The organism is Metabacillus sediminilitoris (genome assembly GCF_009720625.1).
GTDB lineage: Bacteria > Bacillota > Bacilli > Bacillales > Bacillaceae > Metabacillus > Metabacillus sediminilitoris.
Genome location: NZ_CP046266.1, coordinates 3,999,458 through 4,021,583 on the forward strand (window position 1 = coordinate 3,999,458; position 22,126 = coordinate 4,021,583).

General features: G+C 34.3%; 20 protein-coding genes and 2 riboswitches. Of the genes, 11 read left to right on the forward strand and 9 right to left on the reverse strand.

The window, feature by feature from the left end; translation table 11 throughout:
- Positions 1 to 158: 158 nt before the first annotated feature.
- From mntR to GMB29_RS19230, 3 genes are all read right to left on the reverse strand, one after another.
- Complete coding sequence (gene mntR / locus GMB29_RS19220; RefSeq protein ID WP_136353378.1) at positions 159 to 581, reverse strand: transcriptional regulator MntR; 423 nt, start codon at positions 579 to 581, stop codon at positions 159 to 161.
- Between the two features lie 258 nt (positions 582 to 839).
- Positions 840 to 3,398: a vitamin B12-dependent ribonucleotide reductase gene (locus GMB29_RS19225; protein WP_136353041.1), complete on the reverse strand. Its 2,559-nt coding sequence runs from the start codon at positions 3,396 to 3,398 to the stop codon at positions 840 to 842.
- Positions 3,399 to 3,774: 376 nt separating this feature from the next.
- Complete coding sequence (locus GMB29_RS19230) at positions 3,775 to 4,611, reverse strand: lipoate--protein ligase family protein (protein WP_136353043.1); 837 nt, start codon at positions 4,609 to 4,611, stop codon at positions 3,775 to 3,777.
- 185 nt (positions 4,612 to 4,796) lie between these two features.
- On the opposite strand from GMB29_RS19230, the gene GMB29_RS19235 reads away from it, so the two are divergent.
- On the forward strand, positions 4,797 to 5,183 hold the full coding sequence (locus GMB29_RS19235; RefSeq protein WP_227551393.1) for a rhodanese-like domain-containing protein: 387 nt from the start codon (positions 4,797 to 4,799) through the stop codon (positions 5,181 to 5,183).
- A 59-nt stretch (positions 5,184 to 5,242) separates the two neighbouring features.
- Here GMB29_RS19235 and GMB29_RS19240 read toward each other — a convergent pair whose 3' ends face one another.
- From GMB29_RS19240 to gcvT, 4 genes are all read right to left on the reverse strand, one after another.
- Positions 5,243 to 5,962, reverse strand: a complete 720-nt coding sequence (locus tag GMB29_RS19240) for a MerR family transcriptional regulator (RefSeq protein WP_168733821.1) — start codon at positions 5,960 to 5,962, stop codon at positions 5,243 to 5,245.
- 189 nt (positions 5,963 to 6,151) lie between these two features.
- Positions 6,152 to 7,609: an aminomethyl-transferring glycine dehydrogenase subunit GcvPB gene (gene gcvPB / locus GMB29_RS19245; protein ID WP_136353047.1), complete on the reverse strand. Its 1,458-nt coding sequence runs from the start codon at positions 7,607 to 7,609 to the stop codon at positions 6,152 to 6,154.
- Positions 7,602 to 8,948: an aminomethyl-transferring glycine dehydrogenase subunit GcvPA gene (gene gcvPA / locus GMB29_RS19250; RefSeq protein ID WP_136353049.1), complete on the reverse strand. Its 1,347-nt coding sequence runs from the start codon at positions 8,946 to 8,948 to the stop codon at positions 7,602 to 7,604. The genes gcvPB and gcvPA overlap by 8 nt, the downstream gene beginning before the upstream one ends.
- 56 nt (positions 8,949 to 9,004) lie before the next feature.
- A complete protein-coding gene (gene gcvT, locus GMB29_RS19255) occupies positions 9,005 to 10,105 on the reverse strand; it encodes a glycine cleavage system aminomethyltransferase GcvT (RefSeq protein ID WP_136353051.1) in 1,101 nt (366 codons plus the stop codon).
- Positions 10,106 to 10,384: 279 nt separating this feature from the next.
- Positions 10,385 to 10,477: riboswitch (glycine riboswitch) on the reverse strand.
- A 316-nt stretch (positions 10,478 to 10,793) separates the two neighbouring features.
- On the opposite strand from gcvT, the gene GMB29_RS19260 reads away from it, so the two are divergent.
- The 10 genes from GMB29_RS19260 (at position 10,794) to GMB29_RS19305 (ending at position 19,321) form a co-directional block, all read left to right on the forward strand.
- Positions 10,794 to 12,479: a DEAD/DEAH box helicase gene (locus tag GMB29_RS19260; RefSeq protein WP_136353053.1), complete on the forward strand. Its 1,686-nt coding sequence runs from the start codon at positions 10,794 to 10,796 to the stop codon at positions 12,477 to 12,479.
- Positions 12,480 to 12,505: 26 nt separating this feature from the next.
- The gene (locus GMB29_RS19265) at positions 12,506 to 13,303 is read left to right on the forward strand and encodes a YqhG family protein (protein WP_136353055.1); all 798 of its coding nucleotides are present in this window, start codon (positions 12,506 to 12,508) and stop codon (positions 13,301 to 13,303) included.
- A gap of 354 nt (positions 13,304 to 13,657) precedes the next feature.
- Positions 13,658 to 13,740, forward strand: a riboswitch (cyclic di-GMP riboswitch).
- Between the two features lie 37 nt (positions 13,741 to 13,777).
- Positions 13,778 to 13,939, forward strand: a complete 162-nt coding sequence (locus GMB29_RS19270; RefSeq protein ID WP_136353381.1) for an anti-repressor SinI family protein — start codon at positions 13,778 to 13,780, stop codon at positions 13,937 to 13,939.
- A gap of 98 nt (positions 13,940 to 14,037) precedes the next feature.
- Positions 14,038 to 14,373, forward strand: coding sequence for a helix-turn-helix domain-containing protein (locus GMB29_RS19275; RefSeq protein WP_136353057.1), 336 nt, complete (start codon positions 14,038 to 14,040; stop codon positions 14,371 to 14,373).
- 263 nt (positions 14,374 to 14,636) lie between these two features.
- Positions 14,637 to 14,816, forward strand: a complete 180-nt coding sequence (locus tag GMB29_RS19280; protein WP_136353059.1) for a hypothetical protein — start codon at positions 14,637 to 14,639, stop codon at positions 14,814 to 14,816.
- 68 nt (positions 14,817 to 14,884) lie between these two features.
- Positions 14,885 to 15,670 (forward strand): hypothetical protein, encoded by a 786-nt coding sequence (locus GMB29_RS19285; protein WP_136353061.1) that lies wholly within the window; start codon positions 14,885 to 14,887, stop codon positions 15,668 to 15,670.
- Positions 15,670 to 15,936: a PqqD family protein gene (locus GMB29_RS19290; RefSeq protein WP_136353063.1), complete on the forward strand. Its 267-nt coding sequence runs from the start codon at positions 15,670 to 15,672 to the stop codon at positions 15,934 to 15,936. Before GMB29_RS19285 ends, GMB29_RS19290 begins: the two co-directional genes overlap by 1 nt.
- Positions 15,926 to 16,399, forward strand: coding sequence for a signal peptidase I (locus GMB29_RS19295; protein WP_136353065.1), 474 nt, complete (start codon positions 15,926 to 15,928; stop codon positions 16,397 to 16,399). The genes GMB29_RS19290 and GMB29_RS19295 overlap by 11 nt, the downstream gene beginning before the upstream one ends.
- Positions 16,396 to 18,234: an ABC transporter ATP-binding protein gene (locus tag GMB29_RS19300; protein ID WP_136353067.1), complete on the forward strand. Its 1,839-nt coding sequence runs from the start codon at positions 16,396 to 16,398 to the stop codon at positions 18,232 to 18,234. Before GMB29_RS19295 ends, GMB29_RS19300 begins: the two co-directional genes overlap by 4 nt.
- Positions 18,224 to 19,321, forward strand: coding sequence for a nucleotidyltransferase domain-containing protein (locus GMB29_RS19305; RefSeq protein ID WP_168733822.1), 1,098 nt, complete (start codon positions 18,224 to 18,226; stop codon positions 19,319 to 19,321). Before GMB29_RS19300 ends, GMB29_RS19305 begins: the two co-directional genes overlap by 11 nt.
- 329 nt (positions 19,322 to 19,650) lie before the next feature.
- On the opposite strand, the gene GMB29_RS19310 is transcribed toward GMB29_RS19305, so the two are convergent.
- Entirely contained in the window at positions 19,651 to 20,820 is a 1,170-nt protein-coding gene (locus GMB29_RS19310; RefSeq protein WP_168733823.1) for an acyltransferase family protein, read from the reverse strand.
- A gap of 302 nt (positions 20,821 to 21,122) precedes the next feature.
- Positions 21,123 to 22,106, reverse strand: a complete 984-nt coding sequence (locus GMB29_RS19315; protein ID WP_136353073.1) for a metallophosphoesterase — start codon at positions 22,104 to 22,106, stop codon at positions 21,123 to 21,125.
- Positions 22,107 to 22,126 lie beyond the last annotated feature (20 nt).

Consider the following 22,126-nt stretch of genomic DNA (forward strand, 5'->3'; position numbering starts at 1 on the left):
AACGCCTGCATGAGTCTCACCTATCCCGCAGGAGTCTCGCAATCTGCTCCAATCAACCTTAAATAGTTTTCGTTTTTAAAAGCAATATCTCTTAGAAAATACCTAAATAAAAAATGCCTGCTAAAGTAGATCTTTTTTACTTTAGCAGGCATTTTTTGTTATTGTTCTTCATTCTTTTTTTGGATACTGCGCAATGTATGAACCCTTTGTTCACTTTCTTCAAAGTACTGAACAAGATCACCAATACGATCAATGGCATTCCAGCTTAAATGATGCTCAATTCCTTCAACATCATTATAAATTTTATCTTCGTCAACCCCGATAATTTTTAAAAACTGTTCAAGTAACTCATGACGATAAACAAGTCGCTTCCCAATTTTTTTACCTTTATTGGTTAAAACAAGCCCACGATATTTCTCATAAATTAAGTATTCATCTTTATCTAATTTTTGTACCATTTTCGTTACTGATGAGGGGTGAACAGCTAATGCTTCTGCAATATCAGAAACACGTGCATATCCTTTATCTTCAATAAGTATGTATATTTGTTCAATATAATCTTCCATGCTTGGTGTTGGCATGAGGTCGCCTCCAAATTGCCGATCTTTTTTTACCGAAATCATGTCAATTTTACATGAGATTGTCCCGTAATACAAGGTTTTGAAATCAGTTAGGACTTTTCGAATCATTCATTAGGTAAGAATGTTCCGTTGCGTCTTTTGAAAAAATGCAAGCAATTGTTATGATGTTCGGTACTCACCTTCCATTTATGTGTAAAGGAAAACATGTCATTTACGAAAAAAAGAGTCTGACAATGTCAGACCCTTTTAGAAGACTTTTTATAGTCCACACTTAAGCTGTGCACCACAACTAGTGCACGTATTACAGCCGCCAAGATCTTCTACAGTACCTTCACGACAAACTGGACATGTATTTCCTACTTCATTTCCAATTGTGACATTTGTTGAACGAAGATCGTTAATAGTATCAACAAGAACAACTTTTCCTTTTTCTTGATTCACTTCTTCTTCTGTTTCCTCAAATGTGTTTTCTTCAGCTTTTAATGTCAGAACTTGTGAATCACGACTTCCGTCAACATAGACAGTACCACCTTTGGCACCACCTTTATATAAACGTTCATACACTTTTTCAACTTGTTCTACAGTATAGCCTTTTGGAGCATTAACTGTTTTACTAATTGAGCTGTCAATCCAACGCTGGATGACACATTGGACATCAGCATGTGCTTCTGGAGCTAATTCCATCGCTGATACAAACCATGAAGGAAGGTTATTAGGATCAGCTTCTGGGTGTTGATCTAAATATTCTTGAACAATATCAGCTTTTACCTCAATGAATTTCCCTAATCTGCCACTGCGGAAGTAAGAGAATGAGAAGTATGGTTCAAGGCCAGTTGAAACGCCGACCATTGTCCCAGTAGATCCCGTAGGAGCAACAGTTAGTAAATGTGAATTTCGGATTCCGTATTCTTTTACACCCTCTAAAATATCAGCAGGCATCTTACTCATATAGCCAGTTTGTGCAAATGCTTCGCGAAGACGATTCGTATCAGCTTCACTTTCACCAACTAAGAAAGGAAAGCTTCCTTTTTCTTTTGCTAATTCAATTGATGCACGGTAAGCTGTTGTTGCGATTGTTTCAAATACTTTATCAACAAGCTCATTTCCTTTTTCTGAACCATATTCTGTTTCACAGTAAATGAGGAGGTCATGCAGACCCATTACACCCAAACCGACGCGGCGTTCACCAAGTGCCTGCTTTTTATTTTCTGCTAAGAAGTATGGAGTTGCATCGATTACGTTGTCCTGCATTCTAACACCGACTTCAACCGTTTTTCTTAGCTTTTCGAAGTCTACTGTTTTTGATTCTTTGTTAGCCATTTCAGCTAAATTCACTGCAGCAAGGTTACATACAGAGAATGGTGCTAGAGGCTGTTCTCCACATGGATTTGTCGCAACAACTTGTTGACCATATGCTTTAGCATTTGTCATATCGTTCGCGTTATCAATAAAGAAAATACCTGGTTCTGCTGAATATGTCGCACAAATATTAATGAGATTCCAAAGTTCTTTTGCTTTGATTTTACGATATGTTCTAACTTTATTACCTTGTTTTTCCCATTCACGTACATCGCCGACTTTATGCCAGTTCTCATTGTAGGCTTTCATCTGTTGTTCATTATAGCCTTCAACATCTGGGAATCTTAAATCATAATCAGCGTCATTTTCAACTGCTTCCATAAAATCTTTCGTTAATGTAATGGAGATGTTTGCTCCTGTTAAAAACTCAGAGTTATGGACACTGTAAGTTCCGCCTGTTCGCAGCTTCAATTCAGCATCTTTAATCACTTTTTCACTAAAGCCACCTGTTCCAGGAATGTGCTTATAGTTTACAATCCCTTGATACATATCAATTTCCTGCTGTGATAGCGGCTTAAATTTCAATTTATCTTGAGCGTATTTTTTAATCGATTCATCGTTTGTGTTTTCGATTAAATAACGTAAAATTCTTGGATTTTGCATTTTTGAGATGATGAATTCAATGATGTCAGGATGCCAGTCCGCTAGCATGATCATTTGTGCGCCTCTTCGTGATCCACCTTGCTCAACAAGATGTGTAAGTTTCGCAATATCATCTAACCATGATACAGATCCTGATGATTTCCCATTTACGCCGCGTGCTAATGTGTTACGTGGACGTAAAGTTGAACCATTTGTTCCAACACCGCCACCACGACTCATGATTTCCATGACCTGCTTACGGTGCTCAGAAATGCCTTCACGTGAATCTTGTACAAATGGCATAACATAGCAATTAAAATATGTTACATCTGTCCCAGCACCTGCTCCATATAAGACACGTCCTGCTGGAATAAAGTTTAAATGAACGAGTTCTTGATAAAACTTCTCGAACCATTCTTTACGTTTCTCTTCCGTTTTTTCAACCGATGCTAATCCCGTTGCATTACGTTTTGCAATTTGTTCGTAAAAGATTTCAAGCGGTTTTTCAATGACGTCTAATGAGCGTTTCACCGTACCTGTTTCTACTTCTTCAGGTTTATCCAAAGAATGACGATACTCTTCGTCTACAAGTACACTTGCTGTCTTAGCCTCCCAGTCAATTTCTTTAATATAACCAAGACCACGCGCAGGAAACTTAGGATCCTCTTTTATTGTCAGGACAACAAAGTCTCCTTCAGATAAGGTGATTTTCTCCGTATCCTTAAACGTATAACGATCAAGCATAACAAGTCTTGATACACCCTTATGTGTTAATTTCATATCCTCTGTAATTGGATGAACTTGTGGGAATGCTTTAATATCTTTATTGAGTTTCTCCACGTTTACGCTCATTTTTTGCTCAGTACCAACAGTCATTGTCACAACTCCTCTATCTATCTCTCTATTAAATGTTCTGATTAAACTTACCATATCTCACAGAACAATTCAATATATAGTGTCTAGGTTTTATTATATAATACTACATATAGTTTTTAGGTCAACATTTTACCAATTTGTCAAATCAATAACTTACTAAAAAAGACAGAAAAGATGAGGTTTAATAGGATTTATTCAAAAAAATGAGGAATTTTGAAGAATTTTGTCACTTGCGCAATTTCATTTGTGATCTTTTGTTGATTTATTAAGGTTCTCAATATTTTTGTCGAAATTCCCCCAAAAAAATTCATCCTTTTTTTGCACGCATGATGAAGAAGACGCATCCCTTAGATTACGTCTTCTTACTTATCCTATTTTACCTTTTAAAATTCCACTCATCACTTTCATACTTCTCTTTAGCAATTTTCTCAACGAATTCAAGCTCTTCAGGTGTTAACTCATATGACTCTAATTCAATATTTAAGCCTTTCTCAAAACCTTCTTTAAAAGCCTTTTTCGCTTCATCTATCGTAACTGGTTTTTCGCGAAGCATATTAGTTGCAACTGCTTTATTTTTAAAGGCACGCTGCATTCGTTCTCGCACCCTGTCACTGGAATAATGAAATAAATCAAACAACATATCCTCATCAAGGTCAAGCAAGATAGATCCATGCTGCAAAATAACACCTTTTTGACGTGTCTGTGCACTGCCAGCAACTTTTCTTCCCTCTACAACAAGCTCATACCATGAAGGTGCATCAAAGCAAACCGCAGAACGAGGTGATTTTAATCCTTGCTTTTCCTCATCTGTCCTTGGAATCGCAAAATACGCATCAAGTCCTAAATTTTTAAATCCCTCTAAAATCCCTTCAGATATCACTCGGTATGCTTCAGTGACCGTTTTAGGCATGTCAGGATGCTCTTCTGATACGATTACACTATATGTAAGTTCGTTATCATGAAGGACTCCACGTCCACCTGTTGGTCTTCTTACAAAGCCTAGTCCATACTTTTTTACTGCTTCTAGATTAATTTCTTTTTCCGCTTTTTGAAAATAACCGATTGAGAGTGTTGCAGGATTCCAGCCATAAAATCTAATGGTCGGTGGAATCTCCCCTTTACTATGCCATTCTAATAACGCTTCATCCAGAGCCATATTAAAGGCTGGTGAACAATTACCTGAATCAATATAACGCCAAACTTCTTTCGTCATTTAGTAACCCTTCTTTATAAAGATTTTCACTCTTGTAAGTCTAGCAGAAGTTTGCTTAGATGAAAATAATCTTGCATATTATCTAATGACATTTAAGACAAGCTCTTATATAATAATATAGGTCTACAATAGCGTTCATTTGATCAATCAATCAAGAATTACAACATAAAAAGGGGTCGAGCACTTTGACATCATCAACTTGGTTTTTAATCATTTTAGCCGCAGCGCTAATTAGTTACTCTGCATTTACTTTTTTCTATCAAAGAAAAATAATGAAACATTTAACAGAAGAAGAATTTCGCGGTGGTTATCGCAAAGCACAGCTTATTGATGTACGTGAACCAAACGAATTTGAAGGCGGGCATATTTTAGGGGCAAGAAACATTCCATTATCACAGCTACGTCAACGCTATAAAGAAATCCGTTCAGACCAGCCAGTATACTTATACTGCCAAAACACAGTACGCAGCGGCCGTGCAGCTCAAATGCTAAAACGGAAAGGTTATGGAGATTTAAACTGTCTAAAAGGCGGCTTTAAAGGCTGGACAGGGAAAATCAAGAAGAAAAACTAAAGATTAAGGTCACACCCTATTCTTTACATTCGGATGTGACCTTATTTTTGTTTAATTAATTATTTTGCGAATCCGATCATTTGTTTAATAAAAGAGAATCCAGATCTCTGTTCGAGTTTAATACGTTCTTGTCTGTCTTGATGCTGTTTAACAAAAGCTAAGAAACGTTCCTCTCTATCATCTGTTTGTCTTTTAATAAACTCCCGTTCACGATGAATTTCTCTTTTAAGGACTTTTCGTTCTGTTTCAATTTCCTCTTTATACATTTCACGTTCTGCTTCAGAATGAACGGATAAATTAGAGATCATTTCTTGAACATCTGCAAATTCAATTCTTGCTACCTCAGTTTGCAATTTAGCTGTTTCATTGATTTGATGACTGACAGAGAATACAACATTTTGTTCGATTTCCTTTAAGCGTGCATCAATCTTTAACATCTTCTGAACATCTGATGATTCAATAAATGCAGTAATTTTTGAGAGGGATTCTTTGATATCTTTCACTTCATTTTCGACTATAGCGGTTTTCACATTCGTTCTTTCTACAGTTTGATTCTGCAAGAGCTGCTTAATCGTTTGTACATCCATATTGCTGTCCTTAAACGACTTAATCTTTCTTAGTGTTTCAATATTTTTTGATGTAAGTAAACGTGTGTTGTTTTTCTCATCTCTTTTTATAGAAAGGAATTCAGGAAATTCATTTTCCCATTCTTTCAAAAGATACGTTTTTTCTCCAATTAAGGATGCTGCCTTTGATATTGTTACATATTTGATCGCCAATCTATCCACCAACCTTCTTTTTATTTTTTCTTATTTTATTTATTCTTCATAGGTTGGACTGTTTTCCTCCTAGTCGACAAAGCTTCTAAAAACTAGTCATAATGTTTGTGTTTCCTTTGCAATTCGGCAAAGAAACACAAAAAAACTGACTTATTGTAAGGTTCTCCCTACATAAGTCAGTTTTTCAATTTATTTTTGATATCTTAATATTGGTTTTCTAGCAGCTGTTGTTTCGTCAAGACGTTTTACAACCGTTGTATGTGGTGCTTCTTGAACGACTTCAGGTGTTTCTTCCGCTTCTTTCGCAATTTGGATCATTGCGTCGATAAAGGAATCAAGTGTTTCTTTCGACTCTGTCTCTGTTGGTTCAATCATAATACATTCTTCAACATTTAGAGGAAAATAAATTGTTGGCGGATGATAGCCGAAATCTAGTAAACGTTTAGCGATATCAAGTGTACGAACACCAAGTTTCTTTTGACGTTTACCTGATAACACAAATTCATGCTTACAATGCTGATTAAATGGCAGATCATAAAACGGCTGCAGTCTGCGCATCATGTAGTTCGCATTTAAAACAGCATACTCGGTTACAGCTTTTAACCCGTCAGGACCCATTGTCCGAATATACGTATAGGCACGCACATTAATGCCAAAATTTCCGTAAAATGGCTTCACACGACCAATCGACTGTGGTCGATTGTAATCAAATTGATAGCCTTCTTCTGTTTTCACGAGTACAGGTTTTGGTAAATATGGAATAAGGTCTGCTTTAACACCAACAGGACCCGAACCTGGACCACCACCGCCATGTGGACCTGTAAATGTTTTATGAAGGTTAAGATGGACAACATCAAAACCCATATCTCCCGGTCGAGCTTTGCTTAGTACTGCGTTAAGGTTCGCACCATCATAATATAACTTCCCACCTGCATCGTGGACAATTTTTGCCATTTCCAAAATATTTGCTTCAAACAAACCAAGTGTGTTTGGATTTGTTAGCATTAAGGCTGCTGTATCTTCCCCCACAACACGTTTTAAATCTTCTAAATCTACTAGACCATTTTCATCTGATTTTACTGTAATTGTTTCAAAGCCTGCTACTGTTGCAGAAGCCGGATTCGTACCATGTGCTGAATCAGGAACAATAACTTTTGTTCGTTTCGTATCGTTATTTGCTTCATGATACGCACGAATCATCATTAAGCCTGTCCACTCACCATGTGCTCCTGCAGCAGGTTGAAGAGTCACTTCGTCCATGCCAGTGATTTCTTTTAAATGCTGCTGAAGATCGAATAATAATCCCATAGCACCTTGAACTGTTTCTTCCTCTTGTAATGGATGAATATGTGCAAAACCAGCCAAACGAGCAACATTTTCATTTATTTTAGGATTGTACTTCATCGTACAAGAACCTAATGGATAAAAACCAGAGTCAACTCCGTGATTACGTTTTGATAAAGCCGTATAATGTCTCATTATATCTAGCTCTGAAACCTCAGGTAACTCCGCTTCAAACTTGCGAATATAATCAGAAGGAATCAGTTCGTCTAATGAGAGTGCTTCAACTTCAAGCTCTGGTAAGCTATACCCTACACGGCCTGGTTTACTTATTTCAAATATTAATGCTTGATCTTGATTACTCATTGCCATCCCCCAATTCCTTCACAAATGTATCGATCTCTTCTTTTGTACGTAATTCAGTAACAGCGATCAACATATGATTTTCAAGTTCAGGATAAACTTTTCCTAAATCAAAACCACCGATGATTCCTTTTTCTAACAGCTTTTTATTTACTTCACGAACTGGTTTTGATAGCTTCACAACAAATTCATTAAAAATTGGCTGTGCAAATGGAACATTTAATCCTGCTTTTTGACAAGCCTTTTTTGCATAATTGGCTTTTTGGATATTTTGAATAGCCATTTCTTTCACACCTTGTTTCCCAAGTGCAGTCATAGCGACAGATGCAGCTAATGCATTTAACGCTTGGTTAGAACAAATATTAGAAGTCGCTTTATCACGACGAATATGTTGCTCGCGAGCCTGAAGGGTTAAAACAAAACCGCGCTTCCCATTTTCATCTGTTGTTTGACCCACAAGGCGTCCTGGAACTTTTCTAAGAAGCTTATTTGTTACTGCAAAATAACCACAGTGAGGTCCACCAAATGCAGTTGGTATTCCAAATGGTTGAGCATCACCAGCAACAATATCTGCACCTAATGCTCCAGGTGGTGTTAAAGCGCCTAATGCTAATGGATTAGAAGAAACGATAAACATACTTTTACCCGTATGAGCAATTGGTTCAATCTCTTTTAAAGGCTCAATATGACCAAAAAAGTTTGGATATTGAACGAGAACAGCCGCAACATCATCATTCATTTCTTTTTGAAGAGCCTCTAAATCAGTCACACCATCTTTTAATGGTATCTCAACAACTTCAATGTATTGACCACTCGCATATGTTTTAATCACATCACGAGATTCAGGATTTACAGCTTGAGAAACGAGAATTTTCTTCTTTTTCGTCTGACCAGCAGCAAGCATAGCCGCTTCTGCTAACGATGTTCCCCCATCATACATTGATGAGTTTGCCACATCCATTCCAGTAAGCTCACAAATCATCGTTTGGAATTCGAATATCGCTTGAAGCTCACCTTGAGAAATTTCAGGCTGATAAGGTGTATATGCTGTATAAAATTCTGAACGGGAAATGACATGATCGACAATAACAGGCATGTAATGGTCATAAACACCGGCACCTAAAAATGACACATTACTTCGTAAATCTTTGTTCATAGCTGCTAATTGTGATAATTCTTTTAACAACTCGGTTTCAGATTTTGCCTTTTTAATGTTGTACTCACCCTGAAAACGAACTTTTTCTGGAATATCTTGAAACAATTCATGAACAGAATCTACGCCAATTGTTTGCAGCATTTCCTGTTTATCTTGTTCCGTCATAGGTAAATAACGATGTTTCATTACTTGTGAACCCCTCTCATAGTTAGATGATTACTCTTTTTTACTTGTTGAACATATTATTTTTGACGCTTGTAAAATGGCGTTGCTACAACCACTGCTTTTAATCTCTTTTTACGAATCTGTACTTCGACCTCTGTACCTAAATCTGTAAAATCAGCTTTTAATAAAGCGACGCCAATATTTTTCTTTAAGGTAGGAGATTGTGTTCCTGTTGTAACAAAACCAATTTGCTCTCCATCAACAAACACTTCGTAGCCATGACGCGGAATGCCTTTATCTATTAATTCAATCCCTACTAATTTACGTTCAGGACCCTTTTCTTTTTGTTCTTTTAATACAGCTTTCCCAATAAAATCAGCTTCCTTATTTGGTTTGACAGCAAACCCGATACCAGCCTCAATCGGTGTAATATCTTTTGAAAGCTCTTGCCCATACAATGGAAGATTTGCTTCAAATCGTAATGTATCACGTGCACCTAATCCACATGGGAGGACACCGTCTTCTTTACCGGCTTCCAATATTTTTACCCAAAGCAGCTTTGCATCCTCTGAAGCACAATATATTTCAAAGCCGTCTTCACCTGTATAACCTGTTCTTGAAACTAATGAATTAACACCAGCTACTTTAACAGCATCTTTAAATTTAAAGAATTTGATTTCAGATAAATCCGTATCCGTTAAGCTTTGCAGAATTTTATCGGCAAGTGGTCCTTGGAGTGCCAGCTGGGCGATTTCATTTGAAATATTCCTAACGGTTACATCTCCAAATACATGCGAACAGAGCCACTCTACATCTTTTTCAATATTCGATGCATTTATTACGAGTAAATAATTATTGTCTGCTTTTTTATAGATGAGTAAGTCATCAACAGTGCCACCATCTTCATAGCACATTGCTGTATATTGCGCGCCGCCATCTTTAAGTAATGACACATCATTTGTCGCGATTTTTTGCAAGAAAGCAAGACTACCTTCCCCAAGCACCTCAACTTCACCCATATGAGAAACATCAAACAACCCAGCATGATGACGAACTGCTTCATGTTCTGCTTTAATAGAAGAAAACTGTACTGGTAAATCCCAGCCGCCAAAATCAATCGTCTTAGCACCATAGTTTTTATACACTTCATATAAAGGTGTTCGTTTTAACTCTGTCATATTGGAGATACTCCCTTCTATTTTTAAATCCATGGAAACTCACTAAATTACTTAAAATTTCAGACAAAAAAAGGACATAGTACTCCCACATTATCATTTGGAAGTCTCTGTCCTTTTAACCTGAAAGTTTACCTTATGTAAAATTGGAATACAGTGTGCTTATCCTAGCTATCTAGTTAAGCTTTATGCTCAATCTAAATAACTAAATAAGCATACCGTCCCACAAAAGGCTTTCCCCTTTGGTAGTTTGCAACTAATTGCAAACACTCTCCAGAGCTGCGTCAAATAAGAGTCTTTTTGCCTGAGAGATTCACAATTGTTTGCTCCTTCGGCGCTATACCACGAACATATAGTCTCTCCCCTTATTCTCACCCGCACATATTTTGTTTTCAAATTGGTAATACTTAAAAAACAGTTTAAATCGACATTCAGACATTTTAGACATTAAAGTAAACAAAAAAACTAACGTCAATGCTTCATCTACCTGAAAGATAAGCATTGTAGAACTTACTTAACATCCTACCATGCACATAGACTTTCGGCAATACATTTTTCCTTAATGATTTATTATATTTTCATATATAACGTTCGTCTTTTCATCAAAATTAACATGATATTCATTTCACTTCTACTTTTTCTAACCAAATGATGAACATTACATCATAAAAAAGAAAGGACTGTCATTAAAATGAATGTAAAGACTACCTTTGATTCATCTTGGCAGGATGGTTTTTTTGAAAAGCTGGAAAATGATGGACCATGGTCAAACTGGGAGCTTTATAAACTTTCTTATGAAGTTCAGCAATATTCAGCTGTACCATCTTTTGAAGGTTTACAAGCACCAAAGCATCTTCCTCATTTCACACCGCTCCCACATCAATTAGAAGTTGCTCAAAGAGTGGTTGAAAAAATGAACGGAAAAGCCATTTTAGCTGATGAAGTGGGATTAGGTAAAACAATCGAAGCAGGGTTAATTTTAAAAGAATATATGATTCGCGGACTTGTTAAAAAGATATTAATTTTAGTGCCTGCCTCACTTGTGTCCCAATGGGCCCGTGAATTAAATGAGAAATTTTTTATTCCGGCTGTAGAGCAAAAGAAAAGCTATGTCTGGGAAGCTTGTGATGTTGTCGTATCTTCAATTGATACAGCAAAACGGAGTCCCCATCGAGAGATTGTCTATGATCAATCTTATGATCTAGTGATTATCGATGAAGCACATAAACTGAAAAATAATAAAACGAAAAACTATGAATTTGTACAAAACTTAAAAAAGAAGTATTGTTTATTGCTAACTGCAACACCTGTTCAAAATAGAATTGAAGAAATTTTTAATCTTGTATCATTATTAAAACCTGGACACTTAGGAAATGAGGCATTTTTTAATGAAGCGTTTTCTGCAAAAGATCGCTCATTGGAAGATCATGAACATTTACGTGAGCTCGTAAACAAGGTTATGATCCGAAATCGTCGCGGAGATACTGGAATCGAATGGCCGAAGCGTGTTGTTGAGACAATACCTATTGATTTTTCAGAAACTGAGCAGCATCTATATGACACAATCACAGCATTAAAATCACATTCTCAATATGCGGCAAATACATTTTCAATTATGACATTACAACGTGAAGCATGCAGCAGTCGTGAAGCTGTATACATGACACTAAAGAAAATGCTTGATCGTCCTGAGGGTGAAGAAGCTATCTTATCTTATGACGTCATCAAAAATATTATGATGGCGATCGATGGTGTCACACAAAATACAAAGGCACTCAAGGTTGTTGAACTTATTAAGAAATTAAATGATAAAGTAATCATTTTCACAGAATATCGTGCCACCCAATTTTATTTACAATGGTTTCTCCAGCAAAACGGGATCACATCTGTACCATTTCGCGGTGGCTTCAAACGCGGAAAAAAAGATTGGATGAAAGATCTCTTTAAAAATCGTGTACAAGTATTAATTGCAACAGAAGCTGGCGGAGAAGGGATCAACCTCCAATTTTGCCACAACATCATAAACTATGATTTACCATGGAATCCAATGAGACTTGAACAACGGATCGGTCGTATTCACCGCTTAGGACAAGAACAAGATGTTCATATTTTCAACATGGCAACAAGAAATACCGTTGAAGAACACATTCTCAAGTTACTATATGAAAAAATTAATTTATTTGAAAAAGTGATCGGTGAACTAGATGAAATTTTAACAAAATTAGAAATTAAAAATTTCGAAGATCACATCCAAGACATTTTGCTCAATTCTAAAAGTGATGGCGAAATGAAGATTAAAATGGAAAACTTAACTTCTATTCTTGACTATGCACATCATTCTCAGGAACAAAGAAAAGCAGCAAGCGGAAATCCTTAACATGCTTGATGAAAGGTGGACCTTTTATGCAACAAGAGCAAATACATAATTACTTAGAAAATTTCTTTACAGCAAATGCTTGTGACATTATCGAAAATAAACCTGGTTACATGATGGTTCAATTAACAATTGACATGGACAAAGAGTTAATGAACAGACCTTTCTATTGGCATTACCTTGAAAAAACAAATGGTGTCCCAAACCCAATGAAACTAACCTTAATTACTGATCAGCAGCAAGCTCCAAATGACCTGAAGGGCGAAGTTATGCATTTTGGCTCCCCTCGTCTACATCAAATCTTTCAATCAACCACAAAGCTTGGCAGCTATATTCGCTTATTCGAAAAAGTTCAATCGACTGGGGCAAACGTTCCCCTTCATCCATGGCTCGGTGTTAATATCATGGTTTCCTATCAATGTGATATGAAAAAAGATCATCTCTACTCGATTGGTCTACACCTTGTAAGCGGAGCATTAGTTGAAAACTTTCAAGACAAACTAGAAAAGATTAACCTAACACCAAAAATCCCGGATCTATGCTTTAATATGACACCACTTATCAAACCCCAAAGCGGGATAAAGCGAATTGAGAATTTTATTGAGCAAACAATTCGAACACAAGATCATTCATGGGCAGATTCTGCACGACAAAGATGGAATGAGGATCTCAAGCTTTTAGATCACTTTTATGAAGATATTGAGGAAAAGCCAGATTGCTATTATTTAGAGAAGGAAGCATTACGGGAGCTATATGAACCTGAGATTCGTGTTTCGATACAAAATGGCGGGATATTTTATTTGACGACTAAGGCGATATTTGGGTAGTGTGACAAAGCAATGACTAATTGCTTTGTCTTCTTCGAGTTGAAATTTCAATCGATTCCACTTCTGTTTAATTTACTGAAAAGTATAAATAGTTCGACAAAAATAGCATTTACTCTTTAAAAAATATAATTTAAATCTCTATTTAAATAAGTGTTTTTATATGTAAAACATAGCCACAAATACCTATATATCGTTACATCCACAATATATATATATACTCATAAAAATATTTTTTCACTCGACACCGTTCTGCACACTTCCTGAAAATTCCTTTTTATAATAAGAATAGTTAAAAAGTTAGATGTACATAAAGGACTTTTGGATAGATAAAATTACCAGGTAATGCCATTCCTATCAGTTAAAGGGCAAACTTATTGAAAAATAGGGACGCAAAGTCACGGGTCTAAAGTGAATACTATGATGGCTGGGCTGCCTGAAATACAGGCTAGTATTTTAGGAGGAGAATAGTTGAATATGGAAATCGTTGAAAAGATCACACATGACGGGGAGCTTGATTATGAATGGGTGGAGTTAATTTTAGAAGCGCTTGAAGTCGGGATTACAGTTGACGAGATAACAGAATTTTTCTCCCAAAAAGCAACTCACACTCAACAATTAAATAATGCTATAGATTGATTACGTATTAATGTAAATTTTTTTAATTCTGTTCTCCATATAAAACTAAAACCTTCTTTATATGTTATACTTATGCTAACAAAGGAAGGTGACTTGACGTGATTGGTCCACGAATTAAAAAATACCGTACGCAAAAAAATTTATCACTATCTGAACTAGCTGAGCGAGCAGGAGTTGCAAAATCATACTTAAGTTCGATTGAACGCAATCTCCAGTCAAATCCTTCTGTTCAATTTTTAGATAAAGTTTCAGGTGTACTTGGTGTATCTGTTAACACTCTGCTAAATGAAGAAAATGATATAGATCCGAAGGAACTTGACTCTGAATGGACAAAACTTGTACAAGATGCGATGAAATCAGGTGTCTCAAAAGAGCAATTTCGTGAGTTTTTGGAATTTAATAAATGGAAGCTACAGAATGATAATGATAAATAATGGCATGGTTGGTGATTTTTTCACCGATTGTGCTTTTTTGTTTTGTTCTATTCATTGAATTTCTTAATCCCCTTCTGTTCTTTTTAAAATACGAATTTTGTCATATATCTCAAGTTAATGTCGAAATTATCAGCTTTTAATAAACTCTTTTTCGCTTTATAATGTAATAGTGAATAAGATAGTTCCAATAGACTATTTGTTCACTATTACATTAGTTTTTTGTTGTTCTTTATAAAGAATGGCTGATTAGGAAGGTGAGAAATTTGACTGAAAAGCAGGTAATAAAAGAGTCGCGACCACTTGTTTTAGCACATCAAGCCATACGTTTTGAGACATCACAGAGTTGGAATAAAGGGCATGGTCCAGTTTCAGGTGATCCTGGTAAAAGTGACGGAGATTACTATAAACATGACCCATATGATCCAAAGAAAACTAAATGGTAATATATTTATAACTTGTTGTTCAGTGGTCTATACAACCATAAATCAACAAGTACCCAAGGAGAATAAATATGAAAGAAAGTATCGTGAAAATTGGAGAACATGTTTTTCATATTAAAAATCGTTCTTTTTTATATCGGGATTTTTTCCGTCATAACTTTATCCATATGGTCGATGATGAACACCAAGCTATACATATGACAATAGATATTATGACAGGCTTTGGTATTCCATTTTTAAATGATGAAGTCAAAACGACAAAAGAAAAAAATAAACTTATTTTTGAACGTGCTGATTACTTAATTGAAGTTGATCAAGAATTTTCTCACGCAATCATTCATGTAAATAATGACTTATCATTAAAGCACGCACTTATGAATTTATACAGCTGTTTTATTGTACATATAAATTGGGGTTTACTGATCCATTCATCCTGTGTCGTAGAAAGGAATAAAGCACATATATTCACCGGTCAATCAGGTGCGGGTAAATCAACTGCTGCGCAACTCTCTTATCCAAGAACATTATTATCTGATGAAGCTACGATTTTAAAAATAACAGGTGATGAACTTATTGTATTTGACTCTCCTTTTAGAAGCGAAATGAATGAAAAATCAGCGAAGGAATCCTATTCACTAGGCAGTATCCAACTATTAAATCAGTCTGTTACTAATAGACGAACTGAAGTAGCGAAATCAGATAGTCTTCTTTTATTGCTAGATAAAGTCTTTTACTGGACGTACGATCCAGAAGAAACTAAGAATATTTTTAAATTACTTAAATGCGTAGTGGACAATGTCCCTGTTTATGACCTCCATTTCCAAAAAAATGACGCATTCTGGGAGTTGATCTCTTAATGAAATATTATATTCAAACAACGAATTACGAAACGATTGAGATTGATAATGAGTGGATCATCATGAATACAGATAAATATACAGTTACAAAGCTTAATGTTTTAGGAGGTATTTGTTGGACATTGCTTAAACAACCACAAACAATAACATCATTAATTACATATATGTCTGAAAAATATGAATTTGAAAATGAATTACATCAAAATGACATCGAAGCTTTTTTACTAGAGCTGATGCAATATGGATTGGTGAAGCATGCAGTTTAATAAAGAGACAATTTCACTTCTAATTCGCACAATCAAGAACTATGGTTGGATGGATCTTCCCTCTTACGGTACAAGTATGTACCCCTTTATTCAAAAAGGAAACGTATGTAGATTTACAGCCTTTAATAGTAAGGATGTAAGAAAAGGTGATATTTTACTCTATTATACTAACTGTGGCCAACTCATTGCTCATCGCTTCATACGAGTGAACAATCGTAATGGAAAGCTTACATTTGAACTAAAAGGTGATACAAATCTTTGTCATGATGAACCTATTTTTCAAGAACAAATCATTGGAAAATTAGTTAAAATACATCGAAATAAAAAGCTTATTTATATGGATGATTTCTCAGCCATTATATGGAGTTACATCATTACATCTGTTCCAATTACATCAAAACTATTGAAAACTTATCTTAGTTGTAAAGAACATCTAAAAACTGGCTCTGGAATCTCGGTATGATCGCAAGGAAATTATTATCAATCATCCAGCTTTTTAATATAGAAGGGATTAAAAAAGCATTTATTTTGTTACTTCCTTATATCTTAAAAAACTGGAGAGCATACCTAGGACTTTTTGTTATTTTATTTATCGAAATTTTTCTTACCATTAGTTTTGCCTGGTTTTACGGTACAATCACAGATACTGCTGTACAAGGAGAATTTCACAAATTAAAGAGTTTATTATTTGTTGCCATTGTGTTGATCTGCATTGATTTTGTCGTATCCTATTTTAATATTTATTTAGAATCGTATATCACAAGCAACATTAAAAGAGAACTAAAAGAACATGTATTAAAAAGGATTATGTTATTACCAACACCGAAACTATCAAATATTCGCTCAGGTGACCTGTTAACTCATTTTACAAATGATATCAATTGTATTAACGGAGTTATTGGCAGTAATCTCATGTATCTCATTCAACTGCCATTAATCTCAATGGTTGTATTTTTTTATATGTTACATATTCATTGGCAATTAGCTGCCTTTAGTTTATTGCTCTTCCCAATTGCAATTGTTATAGGTGGCATGTTTGGTATCTTAATTCGCAACAACAGCCGACTCATTTACAATAAAATTGGTGAACTAAACAGCAACTTAAGTGAGGCTTTTCAAGGTCTATTTGTCATTCGTTCTTTTTTACTCGAGAGAATTTTCGCTAAAAAAATCTCTGAACAAAACAATGAATTCTTTGGATTAGAAATGAAAAACGCGAAGCTCCGCGGGTCATTTTATGTAGCAGGTAACGCCGTATCATCTATTTCTTATATCATTAGTCTTTGTCTAGGTGCATTTTTCGTAACAAATGGGAGTATTACAATTGGTTCATTACTAACCTTTATCACCCTCATGCAGCACCTCATAAATCCTCTAACAGGATTAGCAGGATTATGGGGCAGCTTTCAAAGTTCAGCTTCTGCAGTTGAAAGAATTTCAATTGTGTTGGATGAGCAACCTGAAGCATTAGATTTACCCATATATACTAAAACTAACACCTTCTCAAAATCGATTAGACTTAAAGACGTTACCTTTTATTATGAATCTGACACTCAAATCTTCCATCAATTAAACTTAGACATACCAACTGGAAAAGTCATTGCTTTTGTCGGGCCAAGTGGAGCAGGAAAAACAACTCTTTTTCATTTGATCCAAGGCTTTTATATACCACAGTCAGGTCAGATTTTAATGGATGACATACCAATTCATAATCTTTCCCCTTCTGTACTAAGAAGTTCCTTTGCAGCTGTTACTCAAGAAACCTTCCTATTTGGAGGAACAATTAAAGAAAACCTATTATTAGCACGACCAGATATTACAGAGTCGGAAATGGTGAATGCTGCCATTCATGCTAACATTCATGAATTCATCATGACCCTGCCAAATCAATATGACACCGAAATAGGTGAACGTGGCGTCCGACTATCAGGGGGACAAAAACAGCGACTTTCTATTGCCAGGGCAATATTAAAAGATGCACCAATTCTTTTACTTGATGAAGCAACATCTGCTTTAGATAGTGAATCTGAAAGACTGGTAAAAGAAGCGTTAGATCGATTAATGAAAAATAAAACAACACTCGTCATTGCTCACCGTCTATCAACGATCCAGCATGCTGATTTGATTATTGTTATAGATGAAGGGAAAATTGTTCAACAAGGAACTCATCAAGAGCTTATGGAGGAAGAAGGGCTTTATCGCAAATTAACGAAAACTCAGTTATTAATGGATCACAATCAAGTTTCACAACTAAATGTCATTTCTAGTTACGAAGGGGAAAGAAAATATGCTAATTGAGTTTTTACAATCCGTATATAATCCAAAAGCTTCATTGCCAAGTGAATCTAAAGTTTATGAACAAGTAATTAAAGATATTGAATACTTTTCAATTTCACCTCAAGTTTATTTTAAATTAAAAGAACAAGGACGTCTTGAGCTTACTCCTCTCTTTTTTCAAAATCGACTAAAGAATACATTTATTAAAGTACTGTTACGAAATACCTTTTTAAAAAAACAAACCGAAACGATTCTAAATACATTTGATAAACTCTCTATACCAGCCATCCCTCTTAAAGGGGTCTTGTTTGCTGAAAAATACTTTGGTCACTTAGCTGCTAGATCAACATCTGATATTGATCTTCTAATAAAACCCGAGGATCTCGATAAAGTAATAAAGACATTAAAAGAAATTGGTTACACAATTGAGGAAAAAAATGCTCCAGACCATTTTCATTGTAGTTTAAGTAAAGAGGTATCAAACAGCCCAATTCCACTTACTGTAGAAATTCATTGGAATATTTTAAAGGAGAACACAAGTAATTTTAAGATTGAGGGATTTTGGGAACAAGCAATCCCCTTGGAAAACTTTAAACATATTAAAGAACTATCAGCTTATCACACTTTTTACATGATATGTATACACGCCTGGAGACATAATTTAGATTCAATGAAACACTTCTTGGATATTACGGAGATTATTTATTTTCTGGGTGAAGAGATTGATTATGATTCTCTTTTTATTGATGCAGCAAAACATAAAATGGTTAAAAGAATGAAACGGACATTATCTATTGTTTATCGAGCTTTTCCACAATTAAATACCATTCAAAAACTTCCATTCAACAATCAAGTTGGTCCTTGGTGGCAATATGAAGCTATTAGAAATTCGAATTTAAGGAATGTAAAAGTCTATCTTGATTATTTTGATTATCTTATTTTTAGTTTTGATACAGCTAATCATCGGTTAATTGCGTTTAAAGAATGGATTCATCCATCAAAGTATGACTTGGCACAAGAGTTAGAAACAAATGAAAAAATTAGTTATGCTAATTTATATAAAAAAAGATTTTTTGGTCTATTTAAATCTTTATTATTTCTTAAATAAAAAGGAAGGGAAAACTAAGTGAAAACTTTGTTTTTCCTTCCTTTTATTTATTTCCATTAACAGAATTAGATGCTCAATGATTTAGCAATTTCCCCTTGAAAGTTTCTATAGAAACCAAGAGTATTGGTGGACTTAAATTTTCTTTGAGAAATGCTTGAAACTTCTACACACTAATCTATATTGTTATTAAAAGTATGCACCTTTTTAAATTGTCCTAGTATTTTATTTAATATAAAGGACTACCAAATAACATTTCCATAAATTAACTTTATTACACATTAACTGAAAATTACTAAGCATCGAGTTATTGAACAATTATAAAAATGTATTTATGAAATATTAATAGGCCTGTCACTACTGCTTTTCCCAATATTTTTTGAATTAGTGTTTTTTGTCAATAACTTACCTATTTTAATTGCTGGTTTTTCAATCAAATGATACATACAACTTGATATAATAAATGTTCCAATTATGGAAATTAAACAAATAACCCAAAGAGGCATAATATTATAAAATAAATGGATAAATGTGAATAAGACAGCAAGATGATATAGATATAAACTATATGATATCTTACCTAAATAATTTACTAATTTATTTTTTAATATTTTTGAAAATCTTACAGACGATAATGCAAATATAATGAGAATAGCAGCCCCAATGGAAGTAATCCATGTATCAATCACTGCTCTATAGAATGGATTAAAATCTCTTATTAATATATTTAATACAAACGATGGGTGGGCATATAGGTACAAGATTAAACCTAGAATGAATATAAACATTTTACTTTTAAATTTTAAATTTAAGAGATAATTGATAATATCATACCTAAATTTAGCAAGTAATGCTCCAACAATAAACAAGGATGTTAAATGAACAGAGTAATACAATTCAGTCCCTAGAAATGGATTATCTGCAGTAAGTGAAAAAAGAATACTCATAACTGACAATGTAAATGCAAGTCCAATTCCTTGTTTCATATTTAATTTGATTAATAAAAACATAATAAACGGAAACATAAGAGAGATCCTCATTTCATGTACCAATGACCAAACAACATTATTAAGATTACTTGTAAAGGTACCTAGTAATAATAAATGATCTATTATTGCATTAGCATTTAATGAAACTGACCAGTTTACATTAAACCAATCCGTTAACCCGTGTATTTTACCAGTATAAAATATTTCTCTAAAAATAAATGTAATAACTATTGCAACTATATAAGGTATGTATATTCTACAAAAACGTTTTACAGCAAATTCTCCATAATTAAAATCTTTATTAGAGTAAAAAGGTATAGATAAGACAAATCCACTTAATACAAAGAATAAAGTAACCGCCTCACTTCCAGCTACCATACCACGTAATAATCCATATTCAAAAAGTAATTTCGATAAAAGTGTCTCATTAAAAATTAAATATATATGGCTAAAAAAAACAGATAAAGCTGCCAAACCTCTTAATGAATCCAGTTCTTCATAACGATTACTCAAAAAAATACCTCCATCTATGAAAATAATTTATCTCTTTGTTATATTCAGTGACTAGTTATTTATTTACTAAGAGAATATGACATAGTTTACGATTTTATTTTAAAAGTTATTTTTGTTCAAAATATTCTATATAAGTTAAAATTCTGTTTTTTTTTAAGAACATTTTCTTATTTCATCTCGATCTTACTTATTTTTAATAATATTAGACATTTTAAGATTTTTACAAATTATCGCACTAAGCCACAATATTAAAACTAGCTCCATTAAATTAATTCTTTTAACTTTTTTATCTAGCAAGAATATTATCTATTCCTCTTCAAACTCAGTACATTTATTTCAGGGGTGTTAAACAAGCGAAACTTCAAAAATGAAATTGTTTGACTACTGCCTAAACCAGTACTTACATATTGTTTCGTTTGTTTATACTCCCATAATCCTTTTACTCTATCTTGTGGTGGGAACAACCCACTCCGCTTGTAGTAAGGTTCTGGAACAAACAAAGCACCTACAAACGGAAGTCTAATTTGTCCACCGTGATAATGTCCTGCCAAAATTAAATCAAACTCTCTAAAAACCTGATTCGGATCATCTCTTATTTGATCAATTCTAGAATCCACAATTGGATAGTGGTTTAACGCAATTAATACATCATCAGGTTTAATAGCTCTATATAAATTTGACAGATCATCCAATAACTGATTACGATGCTTCATTAATAACCATTCTTTTGAATTTGCCCCTTCTGGAATGACAACTTTCTTTTTTTGATTCAAAATAGATAATTCAAAATCCACAAAATATAGGGAAGCATCCCTTTTTTCAACTGTATATTCAGATTCAAGCAGCTTCACACCTCTTTTTTCCATTCCCTCCATAAATTCAACTTTACTTAATTTATTTTCTTGGAAAACTTCATAACTGCTAGGGTCTGTATTACCAGGTACAAATAATGCATGTTCTTTATTATTAATACCCTCTAACAATGTATAAAATGGCTCATAGTTTTTGCTGTTTTCACTTATAAGCATATCACCTGTAAAAATAATAGCATCATAATCTATCGAATTAATTAATTCGATTAATCTTTCTTGATTTGCACCAAATTTTTTTTCATGTAAATCGGTTACTTGTAATACTTTAAAACCTTCTAGCTCATCTGGTAAATTGTCGATTACAATGTCCTGATTTACTACTTTTACTCGGTTATTGTCCCAAATCGTATAAATGATTAAAACGAACAGTAATAAAAAAAGACCGAACGTAAATTTATGCCATCCTTTTCTCATTGGCCTCTCTCCAATTTTTT

Excerpts from the sequence above, each read along its gene's own strand:
- GMB29_RS19295 (WP_136353065.1), top strand. The coding sequence starts at position 15,926 with ATGCAGTTTAATAAAGAGACAATTTCACTTCTAATTCGCACAATCAAG.
- GMB29_RS19230 (WP_136353043.1), bottom strand. The coding sequence starts at position 4,611 with ATGACGAAAGAAGTTTGGCGTTATATTGATTCAGGTAATTGTTCACCA.
- gcvPB (WP_136353047.1), bottom strand. The coding sequence starts at position 7,609 with ATGAGTAATCAAGATCAAGCATTAATATTTGAAATAAGTAAACCAGGC.
- GMB29_RS19315 (WP_136353073.1), bottom strand. The coding sequence starts at position 22,106 with ATGAGAAAAGGATGGCATAAATTTACGTTCGGTCTTTTTTTATTACTG.
- mntR (WP_136353378.1), bottom strand. The coding sequence starts at position 581 with ATGCCAACACCAAGCATGGAAGATTATATTGAACAAATATACATACTT.
- GMB29_RS19305 (WP_168733822.1), top strand. The coding sequence starts at position 18,224 with ATGCTAATTGAGTTTTTACAATCCGTATATAATCCAAAAGCTTCATTG.
- GMB29_RS19225 (WP_136353041.1), bottom strand. The coding sequence starts at position 3,398 with ATGACTGTTGGTACTGAGCAAAAAATGAGCGTAAACGTGGAGAAACTC.
- GMB29_RS19270 (WP_136353381.1), top strand. The coding sequence starts at position 13,778 with ATGGAAATCGTTGAAAAGATCACACATGACGGGGAGCTTGATTATGAA.
- gcvPA (WP_136353049.1), bottom strand. The coding sequence starts at position 8,948 with ATGAAACATCGTTATTTACCTATGACGGAACAAGATAAACAGGAAATG.
- GMB29_RS19265 (WP_136353055.1), top strand. The coding sequence starts at position 12,506 with ATGCAACAAGAGCAAATACATAATTACTTAGAAAATTTCTTTACAGCA.
- GMB29_RS19300 (WP_136353067.1), top strand. The coding sequence starts at position 16,396 with ATGATCGCAAGGAAATTATTATCAATCATCCAGCTTTTTAATATAGAA.
- GMB29_RS19290 (WP_136353063.1), top strand. The coding sequence starts at position 15,670 with ATGAAATATTATATTCAAACAACGAATTACGAAACGATTGAGATTGAT.
- GMB29_RS19260 (WP_136353053.1), top strand. The coding sequence starts at position 10,794 with ATGAATGTAAAGACTACCTTTGATTCATCTTGGCAGGATGGTTTTTTT.
- gcvT (WP_136353051.1), bottom strand. The coding sequence starts at position 10,105 with ATGACAGAGTTAAAACGAACACCTTTATATGAAGTGTATAAAAACTAT.
- GMB29_RS19285 (WP_136353061.1), top strand. The coding sequence starts at position 14,885 with ATGAAAGAAAGTATCGTGAAAATTGGAGAACATGTTTTTCATATTAAA.